6 protein-coding genes are annotated in these 7,988 nt (G+C 66.2%); 2 read left to right on the top strand and 4 right to left on the bottom strand.

The window, feature by feature from the left end; all coding sequences use genetic code 11:
* A partial coding sequence (locus tag ACXRVZ_RS14060) for a TIM-barrel domain-containing protein (protein WP_458232493.1) occupies window positions 1-778 on the top strand: 778 nt, incomplete at its 5' end.
* Complete coding sequence (locus tag ACXRVZ_RS14055) at window positions 775-2,115, top strand: hypothetical protein (protein WP_457426522.1); 1,341 nt, start codon at window positions 775-777, stop codon at window positions 2,113-2,115. The genes ACXRVZ_RS14060 and ACXRVZ_RS14055, both read left to right, overlap by 4 nt.
* Window positions 2,116-2,133: 18 nt before the next feature.
* Here the strand turns inward: ACXRVZ_RS14055 and ACXRVZ_RS14050 are convergent, their stop codons facing one another.
* From ACXRVZ_RS14050 to ACXRVZ_RS14035, 4 genes are all read right to left on the bottom strand, one after another.
* Entirely contained in the window at window positions 2,134-2,643 is a 510-nt protein-coding gene (locus ACXRVZ_RS14050) for a hypothetical protein (protein WP_457426520.1), read from the bottom strand.
* 93 nt (window positions 2,644-2,736) lie between these two features.
* Complete coding sequence (locus ACXRVZ_RS14045; RefSeq protein ID WP_457426518.1) at window positions 2,737-4,272, bottom strand: alpha-N-arabinofuranosidase; 1,536 nt, start codon at window positions 4,270-4,272, stop codon at window positions 2,737-2,739.
* Between the two features lie 58 nt (window positions 4,273-4,330).
* Window positions 4,331-5,938 (bottom strand): glycoside hydrolase family 43 protein, encoded by a 1,608-nt coding sequence (locus ACXRVZ_RS14040; protein WP_458232492.1) that lies wholly within the window; start codon window positions 5,936-5,938, stop codon window positions 4,331-4,333.
* 149 nt (window positions 5,939-6,087) lie between these two features.
* Window positions 6,088-7,680 (bottom strand): glycoside hydrolase family 43 protein, encoded by a 1,593-nt coding sequence (locus tag ACXRVZ_RS14035; RefSeq protein ID WP_458232491.1) that lies wholly within the window; start codon window positions 7,678-7,680, stop codon window positions 6,088-6,090.
* Window positions 7,681-7,988: the final 308 nt, after the last annotated feature.

Genomic DNA, 7,988 nt, shown 5'->3' with positions numbered 1-7,988 from the left:
CACCTCCTGCGGCTTCGCCTTCTGGAGCCACGACATCGGTGGCTTCGAGGGCAACCCGCCGCCGGCCGTCTACAAGCGCTGGATCCAGTTCGGCCTGATGTCCTCGCACAGCCGCCTGCACGGCAGCAGCTCGTACCGGGTGCCATGGCTCATCGACGAAGAGAGCTGCGACGTGCTGCGCGCCTTCACGCGGCTTAAAGCTAGGCTCATGCCCTATCTCTACGCCAAGGCTCACGAGGCGACCGAGACGGGCGTGCCGCTGATGCGCGCGATGCTGCTGGAGCATCCGCAGGACCCGGCCTGCGCGCCGCTGGACCGGCAGTACCAGTTGGGCGAGAGCCTGCTCGTCGCGCCCGTCTTCACGGAGAGCGGCGAGGTGGACTTCTACCTCCCCGAAGGGACGTGGACCCACCTGCTCAGCGGCGAGAAGAAGCAGGGCGGCCGCTGGCACCGCGAGACGCATGGCTTCCTCAGCATGCCGCTGTACGCGGCACCGGGCAGCGTCATCGCCTGGGGCGCAGAGACCGAGAAGCCGGACTACGACTACGCCAGCGGCACCGTGCTGCGCGTGTTCGAGTTGGCCGACGGCGCCAGTGCGGCCTTCACGGTCGTGGGCCTGGACGGCAACGTCGCGGCACGCGGCACGGTCAGCCGCAGCGGCGGGCAGTACGCGGCCAAGGTGACCGAAGGCGCGCTGCGCGACTGGGGCCTGGACGTGGACGGCCAACGCAGCCCCGTGCTGGCCGAAGGCAAAACCTTGAACTGGGAGCGTTCATGAAAGCATCACACGTTGGGCGTTGCGGTGACGTCGCGCTGGGTTCTGGGCGGCGGTTTTCTCTGCGGCTGGTTGCGCTGGCGGCGCTCCTGCATGCGCCGGCGGCGGTGCTGGCTCAGGGCACCTTTCCCGGCATGGCGCCCGGTCGCGTTGGCGGCGTGGCGGCCGAGGGCCAGTTCCCAGACAAGGCGGCTGCGGAGGCCAAGAACAAGCAGATGGCGCAGGAGCTGATCGACCAGCAGCGTGACGAAGCTGCGCGCATCCAGATGGTCGAACAGCGGGCACAGCTGCGTGCGCGCCTGGAGCGCGATGCGGGGCTGCTGCGCCAGCCGGTGGAATTGCTGGCGGGCATGTTCCAGCTGCCTGCCGACCTGAAGCTTTCTCCCGAGCACCGCAGCGTGGCCGAGGGCGTGCTGCGTCAACAACGTGAGCGCGCCCAGGCCGGCTGGGCGGCATGGCTGGCCGAGGAAACCACTCAGGGCAAGGGCGAGCTGCGCGCCGAAGTGGCGGCACAGCGCTTGAGCAATCGCGTGCTCAACGAAGTGGCGCTCTGGCAGGCCGATGCGACACCGCAGCCCAGCGACACGATCTGGATCGAAGCGCTCAAGACCCCTGCCATTTGCCAGCGGCTGGATCAGTCACGGCCTGCGGCGCAGATGGCGCAATTGATCGAGGCGCTGCCGGCTGCGCAGCGCAACACCGCCTGGCAGGGCGAGGCGGAGCGCCTGGCTCGATGGGGGCAGGTGCCGCGGCAGGTGCCGCCCTCGCCGGACCGCGCGCTCGAGGACGAGTTGGTCGCCACCTTGCCCAAGCCGCCGGGCGACACCTCCAGCCTTGCCCCCGAGGTGCGAACCGCGCTTCAGGCGGCGGGCTGGACCTATGCCGGCCAATCACCGGCATCGCGCTGCGAGCTGCTGCGCTGGTGGAGCCAGGAGCAGGTGCGCAGCCGAAGGATGACGGCGCCGCGCGCGCTGCAAGCCTGGCGCAGCGCGCTGGCCGTGCGTTCGCAGGCCTACCTGCTGCCCGATGTGCCGCGCAGCGGGCCGAGCGCGACCGACGCGAACGGCTTTCCGCTGTTCGCGCGCCGCGCCGAGCTTGCCGGCACGGTCGTCGTGGAACAAGACCTCGATGCCGCCGGCAAGATCGTGCGCAGCTTCGTGCAGCGCCGCGAGATCACGGCGGCCGGCGTGCGCGGTGTGCCGGCCCTGGCCCTGGAGCACGAGCTCGACGCAGTGAGCCTGGCACGCGCCGCTGCCACCCCCACCGCCGCTCCGGAGCCGGCGCAAATGCGCGACGGAACGGCCACGCGCCGCGTCGGCATCGAGTGGGTGTTGCCCTAACGTCTTTAACCTACGCCATCAGGGCGTGGGGGGTTCTTTTTGGAGCCCTTGTTGGAACACGTCGCGTTCCGGGTGACCCAGCACGTCAATATCACCTTTAGCCTCGCCGATCGCACGTGTTTGCAGGCAACGACTCGTCCTTAACGCCCCGCCGACCTCGCCGATTGCATACACCAGGTAGATTCGACCGACACTGAAGTCCACACCACACGCAGTGACCTGAGAATCAGTTCGGACGATCAATTCGTTCGCGGCGGCCCCCTTCCATGACTTGAACACCCGGAAGCGGACCGCGACCTCCGCTTGCTCGCAAAGAGCGACTCGGGCCTCGTCGCCGGAAATCAGGGTCCGGCAATCGCTTGGTCGATCGGCCGATGAGTCAATCCACTTCGTTTCGAGTGTGACGGCGGTGACCAGCCCCGTAAACACCGCAGCCGCTGCGTCCCGCTCGCGTTCCGGCGAGGGCTCGCGCCATATGCATCTGCACGCGGAGGAAGTATCGGGCTGAGCCATAAGCGCGACGACCATCAGACCTGTAGCGATTGAACCTCGCATCTTTTTCCTCAGTCTTTCTAGACAAGATGGCTTCTTGAGCCGAGGCGGCGGGCAGCTCGCCAGGCGTTACTCCTCCAACGCGACCACCATCACAGCCTTGGCAGGCACCTTGATCGAAAGCTTGCCGCCCATAGCGCGCGCGCTGAACGCAGCCGGCTTGATGACCTGCGGATCCTGGAAGGTGTTGTGCGCGTCCATCGCGGCCGAGGTCAGCACCTTGCCGGCCGCACCGTTGACCTTCGTGCCTGTGACGTTGACGGCGACATCGACCGCCTTGGACGGATCGGTGTTGACCAGCGACAGGTACACCTTGCCGTCCTTGGCACGTGCCGCCGAAGCGCTCACGCCCGGAATGGTCGTCGCGCCCAAGGTGTAGCTGGTGTTGTCCTTGATGGCCAGCTGCAGCGACTTGGCATCCTGGAAAGGCGCATACATCTGGAACGCGTAGTAGGTCGGGGTCAGGACCATCTTCTCCTTGTCCGTCAGGATCATCGCCTGCAGCACGTTGACCATCTGGGCGATGGTGGTCAGGGTGACCCGCTCCGCATGCTCATGGAAGATGTGGAAGTTGAGCGCTGCCACGAGCGCGTCGCGCAGGGAGTTCTGCTGGAACAGCCCGCCTCTGGCGTTCACTTCGTCATACCAGGTGCCCCACTCGTCGACCATCAGTCCGATCTTCTTCTCGGGGTCGTTCTTGTCCAGCACGGCCACGTGATCCTTGACGAGCTGGTCCATCTTCAAGGTATTGGCCAGGGTCGAGATCCACTCACCTTCCTTGAAGCCGAGGTCCTTGCCCTTGACCTCCCAGTTGCCCGTCGGCACGGTGTACTGGTGGACGGTGATGCCGATCGTGCGGCCCTTCAGTTCCTTGCTCAGGACCTGGGTCCACGCGGTGTCGAAGCCGCTGCCGCCACTGGCGATCATCTTCGGCCGCGACTTCTCGGGTGCCCACAGGAAATGCTCGTAATTGCTGTACAGGCTCGCGTAGTGGTCGGGCTTCATGTTGCCGCCGCAACCCCACAACTCATTGCCGATACCGAAGAAGGCGACCTTGAACGGCTTTTCGCGCCCGTTCAGGGCTCGCAGCCTGGCCAGCGGCGAGCCGCCTTCCGCAGTCATGTATTGGATCCAGTCGGCCATTTCCTGCACGCTGCCGGTACCGACGTTGCCATTTACGTAGGCGTCGGCGCCCATCATCTCGATCAGGTCGAAGAACTCGTGCGTACCGACGGCGTTGATCTCTTCGATGTGGCTGCCGTAGACGTTGCTCGGGCGCTTGTCCTGCGGGCCAATGCCGTCGCGCCAGTGGTAGGTGTCGGCGAAGCAGCCGCCCGGCCAACGCACCAGCGGCACATGCAGCTCCTTGAGCGCGCCGACGACGTCATTGCGCCAGCCCCGGGTGTTCGGGATGTTCGACTTCGTGCCGACCCACATGCCTTCGTAGACGCCGGTGCCGAGGTGTTCGGCGAACTGGCCGTACACGTACTTGCTGATGACCGGGCCGGGCTTGCCGGCGTCGATGTTGATGCTGACCTCGTTGGCGGCAAAGGCCGGGGCCGCGATCAGGCCGAGAACGGCGAGGCCGTGTTTGATGGCGTTCACAGGGGTTGTTTTTCGGGTGGGGCGGAACTGGAGGGATGGGGAATGCGGTCGGGCCGTGTCAGCCCCCATCTTTCGTCCCGTGCCCGATCCGGTAGAAATCAAAATCCACGCGGCCGCCGACGGTCTTCGTCGAATAGAAGAAGAGGCCAAAGCGATAACCCATGAAGTGCGGCGCGGTGTAGGCAAGGCGCGAGTCACGACCGATGGGAGTCCAGGATTTGCCGTCGAGGCTGTAGGAGAAGCGGGCGACCTCGGGCGCGGGCTGAAATTCGCAGTCGACCCTGAGGTGAACGGTCTTGCCAGTGAGCGGAATGGAGGCGATCTCTTCGGGCTTGTCGGCGTCGGCGCTCACCATGACGAGAGACTTGGCGCCATTGGTCATCTTGACCCCGACAAAACCATAGTTCTTCTGGAAAGCGCTCAGGCCAGCCCAGTCGCCGTCCTTCATGCCGCTCACGTCGATGCTCGTGGTGGCGAAACTGCTGGGGCCAAAGGTGCGCTGGGTGAGGGTGTTCGTGGCCTCCGGCAAGGTGGAAACGACCCGGCTGGTGACGAGGCTCAGGTAACCCGGGCGCTTGGTGAGCGACCAGTCATGAGGCTTGGGGTTGTGATTCCATTGCCAGGCGAGGGGCAGTGCGGCGTCGCCGGGGCGGCGGTCGAATTCGTCCGAGGCGACGACGCCGGAGACGCCGGAAACGCCCTGCGCGCCGGCAGGGATGTCCAGCGTCATGGCCACCTTGCCGTCTTGGCCAAGCACGGGCCAGCCGTCCTTCCAGGTCACGGGCACGAGGTAGGGGATGCGACCGACGGCGCCGTTGTCCTTGAAGAGATAGGCGTACCACTTGCCTTGCGGCGTGTCGATGAGGCCACCCTGGGCGATGCCGCGGTCGTCGAGCACGATGCGACTCTCGTAGGGGCCATCGATGCTGTCGGCGCGGCTGACGATGACGGTGCGCGCCCAGCGGCTGCCAGGCGAGGCGATGTTGAAGAGGTAGTAGCGGCCATCGACCTTGAGAAGCTGAGAGCCCTCGCCATTGAGCCCGCCCAGGTCGGTGCCGAAGACGGTGTTGACGTTCTCAATGAGAACCTTGTTCACGCCGCCGGGCTTGATGCCGGAGAGGTCCGGTTTCAGCTCGATGAGCGTKATGCGACCACCCCCGTGGATCATGTAGACACGACCGTCGTCGTCGAAGAACAGGCTGTGGTCATGCAGCGCGGGCTCGAAGCTCGTCTCCTTCCACGRGCCGCGCTCCGGATCGCGCGTGGTGTAGATGTGGGTGCGTCCGCTGGTGTAGGCAAAGGTCGAGGCGTAGAACACGCCGTTGTGGTGCCGCAGGCTGCTGGCCCAGGAGCCTGCACCGTAGGCGTTCTTGCCGTTTTCGAGGCGCATGGCGTCGTTGTCGGCAAGGGTTTCATAGGCGTACGACGCCATGCTCCAGTTGACCAGGTCCGTCGACTTCATGATTGGCAGGCCCGGGCTCATGTGCATCGTCGTGCTGCTCATGTAGTAGGTCTTGCCTACCCGGATAACGGCGATGTCCGGGACGTCGGCCCAGATGAGCGGATTGCGGGCAGGAGCCGCCTGTGCCGTCTTTGCCGCTGGTGCTGTCTGCGCTGCCTCTGCCGCGGGAACGGCCTGAGACGCGACGGAGAGGACGAGGGCCATTAGGAGGGACAAGCTCGGGCGGGTCGTCAGGCGGGCGCGAGGGCGGCTCAGGCCGTGAGAGTGTTGGTTCATGTTTGTCTCCGGAATAGTTATTGCGAGTCAGGGCGGCGGCCGCCACGCACAGGCGGTCTGCGGCCGTCCCAGCCCACTTATCGCGCGTATAGCGCGAACGCGAAGTCCGCGGGGCGGCCGCTCTCCCGATCCTTCAGCGGCCGGTCGTCCAGGCTGGCCTCGCCGTCGGCATAGAGGTTGCTGCGGCTGGCGCGCAGATTGATCGTCAGCGCGTCCTTCTCGCCTTGCAGCGCCAGCGCGTAGCGGCGGCCGGACTTCAGCACGATGGGCGCATGGGCGCTGAAGTCGAAGCTCAGCAGCCCGGCCCCTTGCGGCCGGTAGGCGATGGCCAGGCCTTCGCCGGTGCCGAGCAGTTCGGTGCCGGCTTCCACATCGCGCAGCGACAGGCGCAAGGCGTGCGTGGCGTCCGTGCCGTGGCCGTCGCCTGCGTACAGGCTGAGCCGGCCTAGTGCGAGGTCGGCGCGCGGCACGAAGGTCTGCACCAGGCGGCTGGCGCCGCCGCCGTCGCGGTGAAAGCCCACGGGTTCAGGGGCTTCATCGAAAGGCCGGGTGACCGAGGCCAGCGCCGGGCGGCCCGGCCAGGTTTCGGGATAGCCCTGGGCGAACTGCTGGACGGCCACGCGGGGGTCGGAGCGGCCGGGGTCCGGCAGCGCGGGCACCTTGCCTGTGGGCGGCTTGGGCGGCGTGCTGATGCCCGCCTCGGTCTGCGTGACGGGCCACATGCGGCCGTCGGCGTCGTAGTGGAGGTACTCCATCGTCACGGAGCGGCGGGCGCCGGCGCCGGTCTCCCCATCTGGCAGGGTCAGCGCGCCGTTGTGATAGACCAGGTAGGACTGGCCTTTGAAGTCGTCGATGATGCCCGCGTGGATGGTGAAGCTGTTTTTCGTCGGGCCGGTCAGCACGCCCTGGTAGGTCCAGGGACCGCGCGGGCTGGGAGCCGTGGCATAGGACAGGTGCTCCCAGACGTTCTGGTGCGCCATGGAGGCGTAGGTCATGTAGTACAGCCCCTTGCGCTTGGACAACCACGGCCCCTCGGTGTAGTTGGGCAGCGCGATCTTCTCGATGGGGCCGTCCAGCTCGGTCATGTTGGCTTTGAGCTTGGCCAGGTAGAGCACCGGGTTGCCCCAGGCCAGCCAGGCGGTGCCGTCGTCGTCGATGAAGACGGTGGGGTCGATGTCGTTCCAGCCGTATGGGGCCGGCGTCGTGGCATCGGTGACCAGCGCCGAGCCGCGCGCGTCCTTGAACGGGCCCAGCGGGTTGTCGGCCACCGCCACGCCGATGGCCTTGCCTGCGTGGGTGTTGTCGTGCTGCACGGTGGCGTAGAAGTAGAAGCGGCCGTTGCGCTGCACCACCTGCGCGGCCCAGGCGTCGCCCACCGCCCACTTGAAGTCGGTGGGCTTCATGAAGGCGCCGTGCGAAGTCCAGTGGCGCAGGTCCTTGGACGAATAGGCCAGCCACTCCTTCATAAGGAAGAAGTCGTTGCCCTTGGCCTCGTCATGGCCGACGTAGAGGTAGACCGTGTCGCCCACGATCAGCGGCGCGGGGTCGGCGGTGAAGCGGTCGCGCAGCACCGGATTGGCGCCGGGCGCCGGTTCGGCGGCGAAAGCGGCCCCGCAGGCGAGGGTGGCCCAGCAGAGGGCGATGGGGGGCAACAGGTTGACGAGGCGCATGGCTAGGTATGGAGCCTTGATGGTGGTTGCAGGCGTTCACCCGAAGGGGTTCGCGAATGGGACTCGCCAAGCCCGCCGTTAAGGCAAACGGAGCCCGGATGACGACACGCAAACTGCGCCTTAAACGGGACTGACCAGTTTATGCGCAAACACAAATTTGGTCATACCAATTCAACGACAATTCCCCGCTGCGCGTCCGCTGGCGTCAGTTCGAATGGGTCACTCTGAAAGGTCAAGCGTCATGCACCATGGGTCGAGATCGCCCGCAGTTTTCATATCCGGGCTTGTGTCATGCATCGCCTTGCTGC

The sequence above is a fragment of the Roseateles sp. P5_E8 genome (assembly GCF_054177665.1).
Note: the sequence above shows the minus strand (reverse complement) of the source record. Positions and strands in the feature narration are given on the sequence as shown.

Coding starts and splice junctions, on each gene's coding strand:
- ACXRVZ_RS14055 (WP_457426522.1), top strand. CDS start 775: ATGAAAGCATCACACGTTGGGCGTTGCGGTGACGTCGCGCTGGGTTCT.
- ACXRVZ_RS14050 (WP_457426520.1), bottom strand. CDS start 2,643: ATGGTCGTCGCGCTTATGGCTCAGCCCGATACTTCCTCCGCGTGCAGA.
- ACXRVZ_RS14035 (WP_458232491.1), bottom strand. CDS start 7,680: ATGCGCCTCGTCAACCTGTTGCCCCCCATCGCCCTCTGCTGGGCCACC.